At 65.6% G+C, this 16,410-nt stretch carries 15 protein-coding genes and 2 tRNA genes; 12 read left to right on the top strand and 5 right to left on the bottom strand.

Annotated elements, in window-relative coordinates; genetic code table 11:
• Positions 1 to 13: 13 nt before the first annotated feature.
• Positions 14 to 232 carry a hypothetical protein gene (locus tag IFT87_RS01430; RefSeq protein WP_031438971.1) on the bottom strand — a complete coding sequence of 73 codons (219 nt, stop codon included), beginning with the start codon at positions 230 to 232 and terminating at the stop codon, positions 14 to 16.
• A 2-nt stretch (positions 233 to 234) separates the two neighbouring features.
• On the bottom strand, positions 235 to 390 hold the full coding sequence (locus IFT87_RS01425; RefSeq protein WP_166747620.1) for a hypothetical protein: 156 nt from the start codon (positions 388 to 390) through the stop codon (positions 235 to 237).
• 123 nt (positions 391 to 513) lie between these two features.
• Between IFT87_RS01425 and IFT87_RS01420 the strand changes: the two genes are divergently transcribed.
• The 7 genes from IFT87_RS01420 to IFT87_RS01390 all read left to right on the top strand — a co-directional run bounded on the left by IFT87_RS01420 (position 514) and on the right by IFT87_RS01390 (position 7,727).
• A tRNA-Leu gene (locus IFT87_RS01420) sits at positions 514 to 598 on the top strand.
• Positions 599 to 667: 69 nt separating this feature from the next.
• Positions 668 to 2,311: a trigger factor gene (gene tig, locus IFT87_RS01415; protein WP_031438970.1), complete on the top strand. Its 1,644-nt coding sequence runs from the start codon at positions 668 to 670 to the stop codon at positions 2,309 to 2,311.
• A gap of 211 nt (positions 2,312 to 2,522) precedes the next feature.
• On the top strand, positions 2,523 to 3,449 hold the full coding sequence (locus IFT87_RS01410; RefSeq protein WP_031438969.1) for a glycosyltransferase family 2 protein: 927 nt from the start codon (positions 2,523 to 2,525) through the stop codon (positions 3,447 to 3,449).
• Positions 3,450 to 3,563: 114 nt separating this feature from the next.
• The gene (locus tag IFT87_RS01405) at positions 3,564 to 4,253 is read left to right on the top strand and encodes an ATP-dependent Clp protease proteolytic subunit (protein WP_031396413.1); all 690 of its coding nucleotides are present in this window, start codon (positions 3,564 to 3,566) and stop codon (positions 4,251 to 4,253) included.
• Positions 4,254 to 4,361: 108 nt separating this feature from the next.
• Positions 4,362 to 5,627 (top strand): ATP-dependent Clp protease ATP-binding subunit ClpX, encoded by a 1,266-nt coding sequence (gene clpX, locus IFT87_RS01400; RefSeq protein ID WP_031396414.1) that lies wholly within the window; start codon positions 4,362 to 4,364, stop codon positions 5,625 to 5,627.
• A gap of 206 nt (positions 5,628 to 5,833) precedes the next feature.
• Positions 5,834 to 6,964 (top strand): calcium:proton antiporter, encoded by a 1,131-nt coding sequence (locus IFT87_RS01395; protein ID WP_197975092.1) that lies wholly within the window; start codon positions 5,834 to 5,836, stop codon positions 6,962 to 6,964.
• Positions 6,965 to 7,091: 127 nt separating this feature from the next.
• Positions 7,092 to 7,727, top strand: coding sequence for a DUF4198 domain-containing protein (locus tag IFT87_RS01390; RefSeq protein ID WP_306286327.1), 636 nt, complete (start codon positions 7,092 to 7,094; stop codon positions 7,725 to 7,727).
• A gap of 30 nt (positions 7,728 to 7,757) precedes the next feature.
• Here the strand turns inward: IFT87_RS01390 and IFT87_RS20250 are convergent, their stop codons facing one another.
• Entirely contained in the window at positions 7,758 to 8,078 is a 321-nt protein-coding gene (locus IFT87_RS20250; RefSeq protein ID WP_249403153.1) for a hypothetical protein, read from the bottom strand.
• Entirely contained in the window at positions 8,075 to 9,811 is a 1,737-nt protein-coding gene (locus tag IFT87_RS01380) for a M1 family metallopeptidase (protein ID WP_192007248.1), read from the bottom strand. The genes IFT87_RS20250 and IFT87_RS01380 overlap by 4 nt, the downstream gene beginning before the upstream one ends.
• A 198-nt stretch (positions 9,812 to 10,009) precedes the next feature.
• On the opposite strand from IFT87_RS01380, the gene lon reads away from it, so the two are divergent.
• The 5 genes from lon to ahpF all read left to right on the top strand — a co-directional run bounded on the left by lon (position 10,010) and on the right by ahpF (position 15,541).
• A complete protein-coding gene (gene lon / locus IFT87_RS01375; protein WP_037529948.1) occupies positions 10,010 to 12,403 on the top strand; it encodes an endopeptidase La in 2,394 nt (797 codons plus the stop codon).
• Between the two features lie 173 nt (positions 12,404 to 12,576).
• Positions 12,577 to 12,849, top strand: coding sequence for an HU family DNA-binding protein (locus tag IFT87_RS01370; RefSeq protein ID WP_031438963.1), 273 nt, complete (start codon positions 12,577 to 12,579; stop codon positions 12,847 to 12,849).
• A gap of 73 nt (positions 12,850 to 12,922) precedes the next feature.
• Positions 12,923 to 12,997: transfer RNA gene (locus IFT87_RS01365), tRNA-Val, on the top strand.
• 188 nt (positions 12,998 to 13,185) lie between these two features.
• A complete protein-coding gene (ahpC, locus tag IFT87_RS01360) occupies positions 13,186 to 13,749 on the top strand; it encodes an alkyl hydroperoxide reductase subunit C (RefSeq protein WP_031396422.1) in 564 nt (187 codons plus the stop codon).
• Between the two features lie 208 nt (positions 13,750 to 13,957).
• Entirely contained in the window at positions 13,958 to 15,541 is a 1,584-nt protein-coding gene (gene ahpF, locus IFT87_RS01355; protein ID WP_107932362.1) for an alkyl hydroperoxide reductase subunit F, read from the top strand.
• Positions 15,542 to 15,820: 279 nt separating this feature from the next.
• Here the strand turns inward: ahpF and IFT87_RS01350 are convergent, their stop codons facing one another.
• Positions 15,821 to 16,156, bottom strand: a complete 336-nt coding sequence (locus IFT87_RS01350) for a DUF6481 family protein (RefSeq protein WP_031396424.1) — start codon at positions 16,154 to 16,156, stop codon at positions 15,821 to 15,823.
• Positions 16,157 to 16,410: the final 254 nt, after the last annotated feature.

The following is a 16,410-nucleotide window of genomic DNA, read 5'->3' as shown; positions in this document are numbered from 1 at the left end:
TGACCGGTGCGGCTTATTGCGCGTCCGAATCCTGGTTCTTGATCACGCCGCCGGTTCCGCCGACGCCGTCGGGCATGCCCGTCTTGGTGAACGTCTCGGGCTCGTCGCCGCCTTCGCCGCGTTCAACCGCGTCGGAGCGCGACTGCACCGCCTGCTCGATGTCGCTGCGCGTGTCCGCGTCACGGTCCTCGGGGCGGGTTTCGGGATTGGTGCCCGCATGGGGATCGGCCATGATCAGAACTCTGGCTGGATGGGGGCGGGATCGGTCGAGGGCGCGCCCGGATCGGGAACGTCGATGTCCGGCGCGGGCGGATTGAACTCGGGCGGCGGCGTCGTCGGCTCGGCAGGCGACGAGGGCGTCGGGAATTCTGCAGGGGGTTGGGTAGCCATGATGCTCTCTCCTTCTTCCGCATCAACGCGCACGATCGTATCGAGTTGCTCACCGACTTACCTTGCGTGCTTGCCCCGGGATACAACGTTGGTATAGACGCGCCCGCTACGGCGATGTCCTGTGCGGGCGTGGCGGAACTGGTAGACGCAGCAGGTTTAGGTCCTGCCATCGCAAGATGTGGGGGTTCGAGTCCCTTCGCCCGCACCACTCCGCCGCACTGGCGGGGCGACCGCCAGATGAATTTTTCCCGAATGCTCTTTTAGACAAAGGCCGGACATGCAGACTGTCGAGACGTTGAACGAGGGCCTCAAGCGCGCCTACACCCTCACCATCACTGCGAAGGATATCGATTCGAAGGTCGATGTCGAGCTGAAGCGCCTCGCGCCGCAGATGAAGATGCCGGGCTTCCGTCCGGGCAAGGTGCCGGCAAACCTCATCCGCAAGATGCACGGCCCCGCGCTGACGCAGGACGCGCTGAACGCCGCGATCCAGGAAGGCGTGCAGAGCCTTGTCGCCGAAAAGCAGCTGCGTCCCGCGATGCAGCCCTCGGTCGAGCTGGAAGACGGCTATGACCTCGGCAAGGACGCGGTCGTCAAGGTCGAGATGGAGGTCCTGCCGCAGGTCCCCGCACCCGCGATCGACGGCCTGAAGCTCGAGCGCCTGACCGTGCCCGTCGCCGACGAGGCGGTCACCGAGCAGCTCCAGAAGTTCGCCGACCAGCAGAAGAAGTGGGACGACGCCGCTGACGATTATGCCGCGGCGATGGGCGATCTCGTCACCGTCGATTTCGTCGGCAAGACCGCCGATGGCGTCGCGTTCGACGGCGGCACCGGCACCGACATGGGCGTCGAGCTCGGTGCAGGACGTCTGATCCCCGGCTTCGAGGATCAGCTCGTCGGAGTGAAGACCGGCGAGGAGAAGGTCCTGAACGTGACCTTCCCCGAGGAGTATCAGGAGAAGTCGCTCGCGGGTCAGCCGGCCACGTTCGACATCACCGTCAAGTCGGTCAAGACTGCGGGCGAGAGCAAGATCGACGAGGATCTTGCCAAGTCGCTGGGTCTCGAGAGCCTCGAGCAGCTTTCGGGCCTGCTCAAGGGTCAGATCGAGCAGGAGCATAACGGGCTCACGCGCACGCACATGAAGCGCAAGCTGCTCGACCAGCTCGCCGAGGGTCATGACTTCGAGGTTCCGCCGTCGATGGTGGAAGCCGAGTTCAACCAGATCTGGTCGCAGCTCCAGCACGAAGCCACGCACGAAGCCGATCCCGAGGCCGCGATGGCCGAGATGGAAGGCGAGCGCGACGATTACCGCAAGATCGCCGAGCGTCGCGTGCGCCTCGGCCTGCTCCTGTCCGAGATCGGCCAGGCGAACGGCGTCGAGGTGTCCAACCAGGAAATGCAGCGTCTGCTCGCCCAGGCGGCCCAGCAGTATCCCGCCGAGCAGCGCCAGCAGTTCATGCAGTATGTCCAGTCCGAGCCGATGGCCGCTGCCCAGCTGCGCGCCCCGCTGTACGAGGACAAGGTCGTCGACTTCCTGTTCGAGAAGGCCGAGATCACCGACCGCGAAGCCACCCGCGAGGAGCTGGAAGCTGCGATCGAGAGCGAGGACGGTTTCGCCAGCGGCACGCACGTGCATGACCATGACAACCACAAGCCGAAGAAGAAGGCTGCCGCCAAGAAGAAGGCAGCACCTGCCGACGACGCAGCGGTGACCGACGAGGCGCCCGCTTCGGACGCCGCGGACGAGGCCAAGCCTGCCAAGAAGGCTCCCGCCAAGAAGAAGGCGGCTCCGGTCGAGGCTGAGACGGCGGTAACGGAATCGTCGCCGGTCGCGGCTGAAAATGCCGAGGGCACCGAAGCTGCCGACGCGCCGGCCAAGAAGCCGCGCGCCAAGAAGGCTGCGACCAAGACCGAGGCGTAAGCCGATCGGAGTGCCTCTTCGCTGAGGCACTCCCCCCGTTTTCGGGCCACTTCCCCGGCGGAGGCCGGGGTCCAGTTGGAAAGGTTGCTGTGACGGCGCGCAAAGCTTCGTTATGGACCTTCCCCAACTGGGCCCCTGCCGCCGCCGGGGATTTGCGTTGATTGGAAGACGCGTTGATCGTTACGCCGTCTTCGACTGTACAGGGCAGGGCATGACCGAACCGAGAATTGCCGTCCTGCTGCCCTGCTACAACGAAGAGGCCGCGATCGCGCAGACGGTAGCGGGGTTCCGCGCCGCGCTGCCCGGCGCGACGATCTACGTCTACGACAACAACAGCGCCGACCGGACGGTCGCGGTCGCCCGTGCAGCCGGTGCCGTCGTCCGGACCGAACGGATCCAGGGCAAGGGCGCGGTCGTCCGGCGGATGTTCGCGGACATCGATGCCGATATCTATGTGATGGCGGACGGTGACGCGACCTATGACGCGGCGTCCGCGCCGGCTTTGGTCGCGCGCGTGCTCGACGAGCAGCTCGACATGATCGTCGGATCGCGGATCAGCCAGGTCCAGGAAAGCTATCGCCGCGGGCACCGGTTCGGCAACGCGCTGCTCACCGGCATGCTCGCGCGGCTGTTCGGGCGCAGCTTCACCGATATCCTGTCGGGCTACCGCGTCTTCTCGCGGCGGTTCGTGAAGAGCTTCCCGTCGCTGTCGGCGGGGTTCGAGATCGAAACCGAGATCAGCGTCCACGCGCTCGAACTCAAGATGCCGATCGGCGAGGTCGAGACGCCCTATTTCGCGCGGCCCGAGGGGTCCGAATCGAAGCTGAGCACCTATGCCGACGGCTGGCGGATCCTGCGGACGATCATGACGCTGTACCGGATCGAGCGGCCCTTGTGGTTCTTCGGCGCGATCGGCGGGGCGTTCGCGCTGCTCGCGCTGTTGCTCGGCATCCCGCTGGTGCTGACCTATCTCGAAATCCATCAGGTGCCGCGCTTCCCGACCGCGATCCTGATCACCGGGCTCGGGATCTTTGCCGCGCTGAACGTCTTTACGGGGCTGATCCTCGACACGGTCGTCCGCGGACGCCGCGAGGTTCGGCGGCTGGCCTACCTGGCCTACCCCGCGCCTGGCGTCTGACTCCCTCTCCCCGAGGGACGGGGGGTAGGTGGTTCTCCTGACGGGTAGCAGGGCTTGAACTCCCCCGTGCGAGCGCCGATGTTGGCGGTTCACTGGGGCATAAGAGAGATTTCCATGCACAATCCGTTCGAGACCGGCGATTTCGCGAGCCCGTTGGCCAGCGCCGGGCTCGGCCTGCAGCAGACGCAAGCAGGCCTTGTTCCCATCGTTATTGAGCAGTCGAACCGCGGTGAGCGCTCGTTCGACATCTTCTCGCGCCTGCTCCGCGAGCGCATCATCTTCGTGACGGGCGGCGTCGAGGACGGCATGGCCTCGCTGATCACCGCTCAGCTCCTCTTCCTCGAGTCCGAGAACCCGAAGAAGGACATCTTCATGTACATCAACTCGCCGGGCGGTGTCGTCACGGCGGGCATGGCGATCCATGACACGATGCGGTATATCCGTCCGCGCGTCGGCACGGTGTGCATCGGCCAGGCCGCCTCGATGGGCAGCTTCCTGCTCGCGAGCGGTGAACCCGGCATGCGCGTCGCGATGACCAACGCGCGTATCATGATCCATCAGCCATCGGGCGGTGCACAGGGCATGGCGAGCGACATCGAGATCCAGGCGCGCGAGATCCTGCGCATCCGCAAGCGGATGAACGAGCTCTATTCGCAGTATACCGGTCAGCCGATCGAGGAGATCGAGCGTCGCATGGACCGCGACACCTTCCTCGAAGCGAACGAGGCGAAGGATTTCGGTCTGGTCGACGAGGTTTTCGACAAGCGTCCCGCCCCCGCGGACGACGCGGCGAAGCCTGCATAAGGCGAATCGTAAGCCTGGCGGGTTTATTTGATTGTAGGATATCCGGGGTGCGTTACGATGACCGCCCCGGAAACGGCACGCGCACCGACATGCGCGAGAGGTGATTGAATGACGAAGTTGAGCGGTGGCGACTCGAAGAGCACCCTCTATTGCTCGTTCTGCGGCAAGTCGCAGCACGAGGTGCGCAAGCTGATCGCCGGGCCGACGGTCTTCATCTGCGACGAGTGCGTCGAACTATGCAACGACATCATCCGTGAGGAAACGAAGTCGGCTTTGGTGTCCAAGAAGGACGGCGGCGTGCCGACTCCGCAGGAGATCTGCGACGTCCTCGACGATTATGTGATCGGCCAGAAGCGCGCCAAGCGCGTCCTGTCGGTGGCGGTGCACAATCACTACAAGCGGCTCAACCACGGCGCCAAGGGTGCCGATGTCGAGCTGTCAAAGTCGAACATCCTGCTCGTCGGGCCGACGGGTTGCGGCAAGACGCTGCTCGCGCAGACGCTCGCCCGCATCCTCGACGTGCCGTTCACGATGGCCGACGCGACGACGCTGACCGAGGCCGGCTATGTCGGCGAGGACGTCGAGAACATCATCCTCAAGCTGCTCCAGGCCTCCGACTACAATGTCGAGCGGGCGCAGCGCGGGATCGTCTATATCGACGAGATCGACAAGATCAGCCGCAAGGCGGAGAACCCCTCGATCACGCGCGATGTGTCGGGCGAGGGCGTTCAGCAGGCGCTGCTCAAGCTTATGGAAGGCACGACGGCGAGCGTTCCTCCGCAGGGCGGTCGCAAGCATCCGCAGCAGGAATTCCTGCAGGTGGACACAACCAACATCCTGTTCATCTGCGGCGGTGCATTTTCGGGTCTCGAAAAGATCATCGGCGATCGCCTTCAGGGCAAGTCGATCGGCTTCGGCGCCTATGTCGCCGGACCGGACGAGCGCAAGACCGGCGAGACGCTGAAGTCGGTCGAGCCAGAGGATCTGCTCAAGTTTGGGCTCATCCCCGAGTTCGTCGGTCGTCTGCCGGTAATCGCAACGCTCGAGGATCTCGACGTCGACGCGCTGGTGAAGATCCTGAAGGAGCCGAAGAACGCGCTGGTCAAGCAGTACCAGAAGCTGTTCGAGATGGAGGACGTCGCGCTCGGCTTTACCGACGACGCGCTCGTCTCGGTCGCCAAGAAGGGCATCGAGCGCAAGACCGGTGCACGCGGGCTTCGCTCGATCCTCGAGAGCATCCTGCTCGACACGATGTTCGACCTGCCCGGCATGGACGGCGTCGACGAGGTGATGATCGACAAGGACGTGATCGAGGGCCGCAAGGAACCGATCCGCGTCTATGCCGAGAAGAAGAAGGCCGGCGACGCGGCCTGATCCGCGGCGATACCGGTGAGGAAGGGGCGTCGAGCGATCGGCGCCCTTTTTTTTGTTCCGGGAAGGCGCTTCATTGTCCGTCATCCTGACAAACGTGAGGATGACGGGGCGTGCGTTCGCGGCCGCGTGGGCGGTGGATCGTCAGCGGGACGGACCCTTATCGGGGCGTCGGGCATTCGTTGTCTTAGTGCAACGAGGGAGACCGCATGACGATCGAGGTGGCTGAACAACCGAAGGTAACGGTGGTGGAGACGATGCCGGACCGGCTGGCATTGCCGGTCTGGACGCTGATCGCACCCGGCCTGGGGCTCGTCGCGGTGCTCTTCGGCCTCGCCAAGATGGGGTCGATCGGGACGGCGGCGGCGATCGTGGTACTGATCGCCAGCGTCCTTGCCGCGGTCCATCATGCCGAGGTCATCGCGCACAAGGTCGGCGAACCGTTCGGCACGCTCGTGCTGGCGATCGCGGTGACGGTGATCGAAGTGTCGCTGATCGTGTCGCTGATGCTGTCGGATGCCGGCGACGCCGCGGCGCTCGCGCGCGACACGGTGTTCGCCGCGATCATGATCATCCTCAACTTTATCATCGGGCTCTGCCTACTCGCGGGCGCGGTGCGGCATCACGAACAGCGTTTCACGTTGAAGGGGATGAGCGCCGCGCTGGGCGTGCTGGCGGCGATGTCGGTTCTCTCGCTGATCCTGCCCAACTACACCTCGTCGACGACCGGGCCGACCTATGCGCCGTCGCAGCTGGTGTTCGTCGCGATCGTCTCGCTGGTGCTCTACGGTACGTTCGTGCTGGTCCAGACGGTCCGTCACCGCGACTATTTCCTGCCCTCCGCCGAGGACCTCGAGACGCACGCACATGCCGCGCCGCCATCGCAGCGCGCGACGGGGATCGCGTTCGGCATGCTGCTCGCCGCACTGGTGTCGGTCGTCCTGCTTGCCAAGACGCTGTCGCCGACGATCGAGGCCGCCGTGCTCGGCGCAGGCCTGCCGCTCGCCGTCGTCGGGGTGGTGATCGCCGCGCTGGTGCTCGCACCCGAGAGCCTCGCCGCGTACAAGGCGGCGCGGCGCAACCGGTTGCAGACCAGCCTCAATCTTGCATTGGGCTCTGCGCTGGCGACGATCGGGCTGACGATCCCGAGCGTCGCGATCGTCTCGCTCGTGCTCGACCTGCCGCTTGCACTGGGGATCGACGCCAAGGGGATGACGCTGCTCGCGCTGTCGCTGTTCGTGGCGACGCTGTCGCTCGGCACCGGACGCACGACCGTGCTGCAGGGCGTCCTCCACCTCGTGATCTTCGCCGCCTATCTGTTCACGACGGTCGTGCCCTAGGGGCGCTTATCCGTTACCCACTCCGTCATCCTGACGTTCTTCAAAATGACGGCTGGGGTGGTATCCGCGAGTGACTTGCATTAGCATAACCTCAGCGGGTTTTGACCCAATAAGCGGGAGAGCGGATGTGAAGACGGCATGGATGGGCGCGGCGATGCTCGCGCTGATGGCAGCAGGCGCGGCGGATGCGCATGAAATCTGGGTCGAGCGCGACGGGGCAGGACCCGCGCGCATCTATCTCGGCGAGCCCGCCGAACCGCTGCCCGCGGGCGGCGATCCCGAATTCGCCAATCTGAAGACGCCGCGAATCGTCGCGCCGGCCGCGACTGCGCTGGTTCGCAAGGCCGGGTTCCTCGAGGCGCAGCTGCCCGCGGGCGACGTGCATGTCTGGGACGACGACGTGTTCGCGCCTTGGGGCGATCCGGGGAAGCGCGAGGGCATCATCTATTATGCGCGCGCCGGTCGTGCCGATCCGCGCACCAAATTACCGTTCGAGATCGCACCCGCGACCGCGAACGGGGCGCGCTTCGTCCTGACGCGCGAGGGGAAGCCGGTCGCGGGCGCGAAGGTCACGCTGATCTCGCCGACGCGCGTCTCGGCCGAACTGGTCACCGACGCCGCGGGTGCGATCACACCGCCGCTCGTCGAGAAGGGCCGCTACCTCCTGTCCGCCGCTGCCAAGGATATGACCGAGCACAGCCTGCCGCGCGGGCCGGTGACGACGCTCCACCGGATCACGACGACCAGCTTCACGCTCCCCTGAGACTGCGGGCCAGCTTCGTCGCCGGCCGCGTCAGCGCGCGCGTTGCCGGGCGGCGAGCGCGAGGCCGGCGGCGATCTGGACAACGGCATAGAGACGGCGGCGGCCCGGCCGGTCGACGAACGGCTGGACCAGCGCCTCGGTGCCGAGCGCGTCGTCCTTCCACAGATCGACGTGGCGCCGCGGCTGGAGCAGCCCGAGCAGTCCGTCGCCGACCATGAAGATCGCCGCCATCTCCGCGGCGCGGGCGGGCCACGGGTTCACCTGCGCACGCAGGAGCCCAGGGTCGGGCGCGGCGACGGTCGCGGCTGCTGGGCCCCCGCTTTCGCGAGGGACCGGGGATGCGTCGGTCATTGCGGTTTCGCCTTCGCTGCCTGTGCGGATTTCCACGCGGCAACCTCCTCGAGCGCGATGCTCCGCCGCAGGACCAGCGCATCGGGGTCGATCACGACATGCGCGCCCTTCGGCACGGCGAGCGTCGCGGTGCCCGTGGTCATCGGCAGCGTCCGCGTCTTGCCGTCGACCTGCACCTCGACCGGTAGCGGGAAGCGGCCATTGCCCGGCACCTTCCACGCCAGCGTCAGCGTGGTGCCGGTACGTGTCTCGATCAGCTCGGGCAGCGCCGCCTGGCGAAGGTACACGTCGAAGAACCAGCCATAATCCTTGCCGGTGACGCGGCGGACGATCGCCTCATACTCCTTGGTCGAGCCGAAGCGGGGGGTGAAGTTGCCGGGCTTCGGATCGGGGCGGCCATAGACCGCGCGGCGCGTCACGTCGAAAAAGGCGGTGTCGCCGATCAGGTTGCGCAGCGTGTGCAGCATCCACGACCCCTTGTTGTAGATGTCCTGCCCGGCGCCGCCCTTGTCGAGCTCGTACACCTCCTCCTCGGTGGTGATCCGCTGCTGGGTCATCGGCATGCGGTTCATGATCGCCCCGCGCTCACCCTGCAGCATCGTCGCATAGCGCGCGCGCCCCTCGCGCCACTGGCCGTAGAGCGGCTGCATATAGGTGCCATAGCCCTCGTGCAGCCAGTAATCGTCCCAGTTGGCCGCGGTCAGCTGGTTGCCGAACCATTCATGCGCGAATTCATGCTGGAACAGCCAGTCGAACCCCTCCGGCGCCTTGGCATAGTCGTTGCCGTACGCATTGATCGTCTGGTGCTCCATGCCCTTGTGCGGGGTCTCGACGACGCCCAGCTTCTCGTCGCCGAACGGGTAGGGGCCGATCATGCTCTCGAAAAAGTCGAGTGTCGGGGCGAATTCTGCAAACAGCTTCTCCGCCTGCGGCTTCTCGCCGGGCAGATACCAGTAGAACATCGGAATGCTGTTGCCGAAGCGGCTCTTATAGGTGCCGCGGACCTCCTCATACGGCCCGACGTTGAGCGCGATGCCGTAGGTGTTGGGGTGCTTGGCGCGCCAGTTCCAGGTGGTGCGGCCGTCGGCGAACGTGTCGACGCCGACCAGCACGCCGTTCGACGGCGCCTTCATCCCCTTGGGCACGGTGATGTGGAGATCGACCAGCGCAGGCTCGCCGGTCGGAAAATCGAGGCACGGCCAGAACAGGTCGCAGCCATAGCCCTCCGCCGTGGTCGCGAACCAGGTGCGCCCGTCGGGGGTCTTCGACCAGACCATGCCGTCGTCCCACGGCGCCTTTACCGCGACATGCGGCGTGCCCCCATAGGTGATCGTCGCGGTCACCTTCCCGCCCGCCGGCACCGGCCGGGGCAGCGTGATCGTCAGCCGCCCCTCCGGATTGGTCCAGGCGGAGGCGGGTAGTGCGACGCCGTCAATCGCGATGGCGCTCACCGGCAGGTTGCGGTCGAGATCAATCGGCAGCCGCGCCACGGCCGCGCGCGCGGTAAATTGGAGCGTTGCCACGCCGTTCAGCCGCTGCGCATCGGGCAGCACCTCAAAGGCGAGGTCGGCATGGTCGAACTGCAGCGCGGTCTGTTCGGGGGTGAGCACACCCCCCGAACGCTGCGTCTGCGCGGTGATAGCGGGTTCCCCCTTGCGCGGCAGCTGCGCGGAGGCCGGGGGAATGGCGAGCAGCGCGGTGCAGCTGGCGGCGAGGAGGAGGCGCGGGATCATGCGGCGCGTTGTTGCGCGGCGGTCGGATCGATACAAGAGCGATAGGCGCACCCGTGATAGGACGGCACGGTGTGACGGAGTCCCGGACCGCGTGTGGGGGCGCTTCGGCGATTACGTAGCCCGGCGATTGATGGATCCGCCATCCTCACCATATAATGAGCTGACGCCGACCTTGTTCGGTCCGGTACCGGAGCTTGCATGACCCACTATCCCGTTCTTCCGTTGCGCGACATCGTCGTGTTTCCGCACATGATCGTTCCGCTGTTCGTCGGCCGCGAGAAATCGGTCGCGGCGCTCGAGGCGGCGATGGCGGCAGAAAAGGAGATCTTCCTGGTCGCGCAGCTCGACCCGGCCGAGGATGATCCCGCGCGCGACGATCTCTATACGATGGGCGTGACCGCGACCGTCCTCCAGCTGCTGAAACTGCCCGACGGCACGGTACGCGTGCTGGTCGAGGGCAAGGTCCGCGCGACGCTCGAGACGCTCGACGAGAGCGGTGACTTCCTCACCGCCGAAGTCGCGACGGTGGCCGACACCGAGGTCGAGGGGCCCGAGATCGCGGCGTTGATGCGCTCGGTCGTCGACCAGTTCGAGAATTACGCCAAGCTCAACCGCAAGCTGCCCGCCGAGACCGCGACCCAGCTGTCCGAGATCACTGAGGCCGCCCGGCTGTCCGATGCCGTAGTCGCCAACATCCAGATCAAGGTCGCCGACAAGCAGGCGATGCTGATGCAGACCGACCCCGCCAAGCGCCTCGAAATGGCGTTTGCGGCGATGGAGGGCGAGCTCGGCGTCTTGCAGGTCGAGAAGAAGATCAAGAGCCGCGTCAAGCGCCAGATGGAAAAGACGCAGCGCGAATATTACCTCAACGAGCAGTTGAAGGCGATCCAGCGCGAGCTCGGTAACGAGGGTGACGAGGGCGAAGGCGACGAGATCGCCGAGCTGACTCAGAAGATCGCGACGCTCAAGATGAGCAAGGAAGCGCGCTCCAAGGCGACCGCCGAGCTCAAGAAGCTGAAGACGATGGCGCCGATGAGCGCCGAGGCGACCGTCGTGCGCAACTATCTCGACGTGCTGCTGGGGCTCCCCTGGGGCAAGAAGTCGAAGATCAAGAAGGACATCTCGGCGGCCCAGGCGGTGCTCGACGAGGATCATTATGCGCTCGAGAAGGTCAAGGACCGGATCATCGAATATCTCGCGGTGCAGGCGCGCACCAACAAGCTGAAGGGGCCGATCCTGTGCCTCGTCGGCCCTCCGGGCGTCGGCAAGACCTCGCTCGGCAAGTCGATCGCAAAGGCGACGGGTCGCGAGTTCATCCGCCAGTCCCTGGGCGGCGTGCGCGACGAGGCCGAGATTCGCGGTCATCGCCGCACCTATATCGGCTCGCTGCCGGGCAAGATCGTCACCAACCTGAAGAAGGCGGGGGCGTCGAACCCGCTGTTCCTGCTCGACGAGATCGACAAGCTCGGCCAGGATTTCCGCGGTGATCCCGCGTCGGCGCTGCTCGAGGTGCTCGACCCCGAGCAGAACGGCAAGTTCCAGGATCATTATCTCGAGATCGACCTCGATCTGTCGGACGTGATGTTCGTGACGACCGCGAACACGCTCAACCTCCCCCAGGCGCTGCTCGACCGGATGGAGATCATCCGCCTCGAGGGCTATACCGAGGATGAGAAGGTCGAGATTGCCGAGCGGCACCTGATCGCGAAGCAGATCGAAGCGCACGGCCTCAAGGACGGCGAGTTCGTCCTGACGCAGGAGGGGCTGCGCACGCTGATTCAGCAGTACACCCGCGAGGCGGGCGTGCGGACGCTCGAGCGCGAGATCGCCAAGCTCGCGCGCAAGGCGCTGCGCCGGATCCTCGAGGGCAAGGCGACGAGCGTGACGATCACGCCCGACAACATCGCCGAGTTCGCGGGCGTGCAGAAATATCGCCACGGCCTGTCCGAGACCGAGAACCAGATCGGCGCGGTCACCGGGCTCGCCTGGACCGAGGTCGGCGGCGAATTGCTGACGATCGAGAGCGTCACCGTGTCGGGCAAGGGCGCGGCGAAGCTGACGGGGACGCTCGGCGACGTGATGAAGGAGTCGATCGAGACCGCGTTCAGCTACGTCAAGGCGCGTGCGCCGAGCTATGGCATCAAGCCGTCGCTGTTCAACCGCAAGGACATCCACATCCATCTGCCCGAAGGCGCGACGCCCAAGGACGGGCCGTCGGCGGGTGTCGGGATCGTCACGTCGATCGTCTCGACGATGACGGGCGTGCCGGTCCGGCGCGAGGTGGCGATGACCGGCGAGGTGACGCTGCGCGGCCGCGTGCTGCCGATCGGCGGGCTGAAGGAGAAGCTGCTCGCGGCACTGCGTGGCGGCATCACCACCGTGCTGATCCCGCAAGAAAACGAGAAGGACCTCGCGGACATTCCGGCGAACATCAAGGAGGGGCTGAAGATCATCCCCGTTGCCCATGTCGACGAGGTGTTGCGGCTTGCCCTGACCGAACCGCTCGAGGCGATCGAGTGGACCGATGCGGACGAACTGGCGGCCTTGCCGCCCGCGCCGATCCCGCCGGTCGGGGGTGGTCTTCACCACTGAGCGCATCCGGCGCGGTATTTCGCCGCGTCACGATGGCCGTTACCGAACCGCGCGGTTAGAGCGTCGCGCGGCGGTTTCGTTTGACAGCAGACGATACCGCCGCGTTACTGCCTGGAAATTGGCGCCGCGATTCCATCGCTGCCGATTCGGTATTTGTTTGGGGGATTAACTGTATGAACAAGCAGGAACTGATCGCGACGGTCGCGGACACGTCGGGGCTGGTCAAGGGCGATGCGGTCAAGGCCGTCGAAGCCGTTTTCGACGCGATTTCGGCCGCGCTGAAAAAGGGCGAGGAAGTCCGGCTGGTCGGGTTCGGCACCTTCTCGGTCTCGAAGCGCAAGGCTTCGACGGGACGCAACCCGCGCACCGGCGAGCCGATGACGATCAAGGCGTCGACCCAGCCCAAGTTCAAGGCGGGCAAGGGGCTGAAGGATTCGGTCAACTGATCGACCGATCATGACCGACAGGGCTGGACAGCGCGGCATACCGCGCTTAAAGGCCCGCTTCCGAACCAGTTTCGGGCGCGTAGCTCAGCGGTAGAGCACACCCTTCACACGGGTGGGGTCACAGGTTCAATCCCTGTCGCGCCCACCAGATTTACGCCGGTCCTCTCCATTGCGAGCGGGCCGGCGTTTCTGTTTTCGGGGTTCTTTCAGTGCCTTAGTCGATCTTTGGCGCTTCTGTGATCGACTGCGTGAATGTACTAGATCGGCATTCTGCATTTCACGCTGCGCCGCAGCATCCCATATATGATGCGTCGCACAATTCTAAGGAGCTACCCCATGTCGATCATCGGCACCCAGCTGAAGCCGTTCACCACCCAGGCCTATCGCCAGGGCAAGTTCATCGAGGTGTCGGACGCCGACGTCACGGGCAAGTGGGCGGTCTTCTTCTTCTACCCGGCCGATTTCACGTTCGTCTGCCCGACCGAGCTCGAGGATCTGGCCGACAATTATGCCGCGTTCCAGAAGATGGGCGTCGAGGTCTACAGCGTGTCGACCGACACCCATTTCTCGCACAAGGCCTGGCACGACACGTCGCCGGCGATCGGCAAGATCGATTACACGATGCTGGGCGATCCGTCGGGCACCATCACGCGCAACTTCGACGTGATGCGCGAAGGCCAGGGCCTGGCCGATCGCGGCACCTTCGTCGTCGATCCGCAGGGTGTGATCCAGCTGATGGAGATCACCTCGGAAGGCGTCGGCCGCAACGCGATGGAGCTGCTGCGCAAGGTCAAGGCCGCACAGTATATCGCAGCGCACCCCGGCGAGGTCTGCCCCGCCAAGTGGGAAGAGGGTGAGACCACGCTCGCCCCGTCGCTCGATCTCGTCGGCAAGATCTGAGCCACTGACGGAGCCGGTCGCCCGGCTTCGTCACCAAAGGGGGAGGGGTTCGCTCCTTCCCCGGCCTGCCGGACTTCGGTCTGGCAGCCACCCTGCCGCATGACGCCCTGATGTCGTGCGGCACGGTGGACTCCGGACCCGGTCCGGGGTGACGATTTTCGCGACGGCAGCCCGCCGCGCGTCCCTTTCACCAGACAGGAGAGCGTCCGTGCTCGATGTGAACCTTACTGCGCAGCTCAAGACCTATCTGGCGAACATCGTCCAGCCGATCGAACTCGTCGCCTCGCTCGACGACGGCGCCAAGTCGCGCGAGCTCGAGGGCCTGCTGACCGAGATCGCGGCACTGTCCGATTCGGTGACGATGGTCCGCAAGGATGACGACAAGCGCCGCCCGTCCTTCATGATCCGCCGCGCCGGGACCGATATCGGCGTGCGCTTCGCCGGCATCCCGATGGGGCATGAGTTCACTTCGCTGGTGCTCGCACTGCTGCAGGTCGGCGGGCATCCGTCGAAGCTGACGCAGGAAGTGATCGAGCAGGTCCGCGGGCTCGACGGCGATTTCGCGTTCGAGACCTATTTCTCGCTCAGCTGCCAGAACTGCCCCGAGGTGGTGCAGGCGCTGAACCTGATGAGCGTGATCAACCCGCGGATCAGCCATGTCGCGATCGAGGGCGGCGTGTTCCAGGACGAGGTCACGAACCGCAACATCCTGTCGGTGCCGGCGATCTTCCTCAACGGCGAGCCGTTCGCGCAAGGCCGGATGAGCGTCGAGCAGGTCGTCGCGAAGCTCGACACGGGCAGCACCGCGCGCGCGGCCGAGAAGATCGCGGGCAAGGATCCGTTCGACGTGCTCGTCGTCGGTGGCGGCCCCGCCGGCGCGGCAGCGGCGATCTATGCCGCGCGCAAGGGCATCCGCACCGGAATAGCGGCCGAGCGCTTCGGCGGTCAGGTGCTCGACACCATGTCGATCGAGAACTTCATCTCGGTCGCGCATACCGAGGGGCCCAAGCTCGTCGCGCACATGGAGCAGCATGTCGCCGAATATGGCGTCGACGTGATGAACCTGCAGACCGCGAGCAAGCTGATCCCCGCGACTCAGGTCGGTGGTCTGCACGAGGTGCAGCTCGCGAGCGGCGCGTCGCTGAAGGCGCGGACCGTGATCCTGTCGACCGGTGCGCGCTGGCGCCAGATGAACGTGCCGGGCGAGGAAGCGTATCGCAACAAGGGCGTGACCTATTGCCCGCATTGTGACGGCCCGCTGTTCAAGGGCAAGCGCGTCGCGGTTATCGGCGGCGGCAATAGCGGCGTCGAGGCGGCAATCGACCTGGCGGGCCTCGTCGCGCATGTCACGCTGATCGAATTCGACAGCGATCTGCGCGCCGACGCGGTGCTCCAGCGCAAGCTCGCCAGCCTGCCCAACGTCAAGGTCGTCACCTCGGCGATGACCACCGAGGTGCTCGGCGACGGCAAGCAGGTGACGGGGCTCAGCTACAAGGATCGCAACCACGATACGCTGCATCAGGTCGAGCTCGAGGGGATCTTCGTGCAGATCGGACTGGTGCCCAACACCGAATGGCTGACCGACACGGTCGCGCTGACGATGCGCGGCGAGATCGAGGTCGATCACCGCGGCGAGACGTCGATCCCCGGCGTGTTCGCGGGCGGCGACGTGACGACCGTGCCGTTCAAGCAGATCGTGATCGCGATGGGCGAAGGCTCGAAGGCGGCACTGGCGGCGTTCGACTACATGATCCGGCTCGCGCCCGAAGAGCAGGACGCACTCGCAGCCTGAGGGGCGGGGGGCTTCTCCCCCGTCCGTCATCCCGGACCCAGGGTCACGCGCGTCGGCGTTCGTGGCTCTGGATCCTGACTTTCGTCAGGATGACGATATGTGTGGGGCAAACGTCACCCGCCGTCGTCATCCTGGACTTGATCCAGGATCCAGAGTTGCGGGCGGTGGCGCGTGTGGCTCTGGGTCCTGAGGTTCGTCAGGATCACGGTGTGGCGAGGCAGCGGCCGAAAATCTCGCCAGCACAAATGAAAAAGGCCGGGGAAATCCCCGGCCGTTTCCTCACTTCTTCTTGGCTTTGCGCGCCGCATATTTGGCGTCGCGGAGCGCCTTCTTGTCGGCGTCGGACATTTGCGACTTGGCTTCTGCCTCGAGCGCACGGGCTGCAGCTTCGGCAGCGGCGGCCTTCTTGGCGGCCTTGGCCTCCTCTTCGGCGTCGCGCTTGGCCTGGCGCTTGGCGCGCTCGGCCTCCTCCTTGGCGGCGCGGGCGGCGGCGCGCTCGGCGGCGACCGCCGGATCGATCGCAGGCTTGGCGCGCAGTTTCTCGAGCGCCTTCAGCTTCGCGTCGTTCGCAGAGGCGGTACGTTCCTGAAAACCGGGGTCCTTGAAAGAGGCCATACTCGTCGAAAATTCCTGTAATCGCGGTGAAATCCGCGGGATTGCCCGGATAAGGGCCTTGCTAGCGTCCGTGCCCCTTAAATCATTGTGCCGCGCAGCGAAAGCGGGGTGATGCACCCCGGGCCCCCGCGATACCGTCCGTCGTCGTCCCGCCCCGGCTCGGCGCGTACCTCGCGGCCCTGGTGTCACATTGCTGAAACACCGCCGTCACTCAGCCGTCATCGAAACCGCATCTCGCTGTCATCTACGCCGCC

Source organism: Sphingomonas sp. CFBP 8765 (assembly GCF_014841445.1).
Classification (GTDB): Bacteria; Pseudomonadota; Alphaproteobacteria; order Sphingomonadales; family Sphingomonadaceae; genus Sphingomonas; species Sphingomonas aerolata.
Note: the sequence above shows the minus strand (reverse complement) of the source record. Positions and strands in the feature narration are given on the sequence as shown.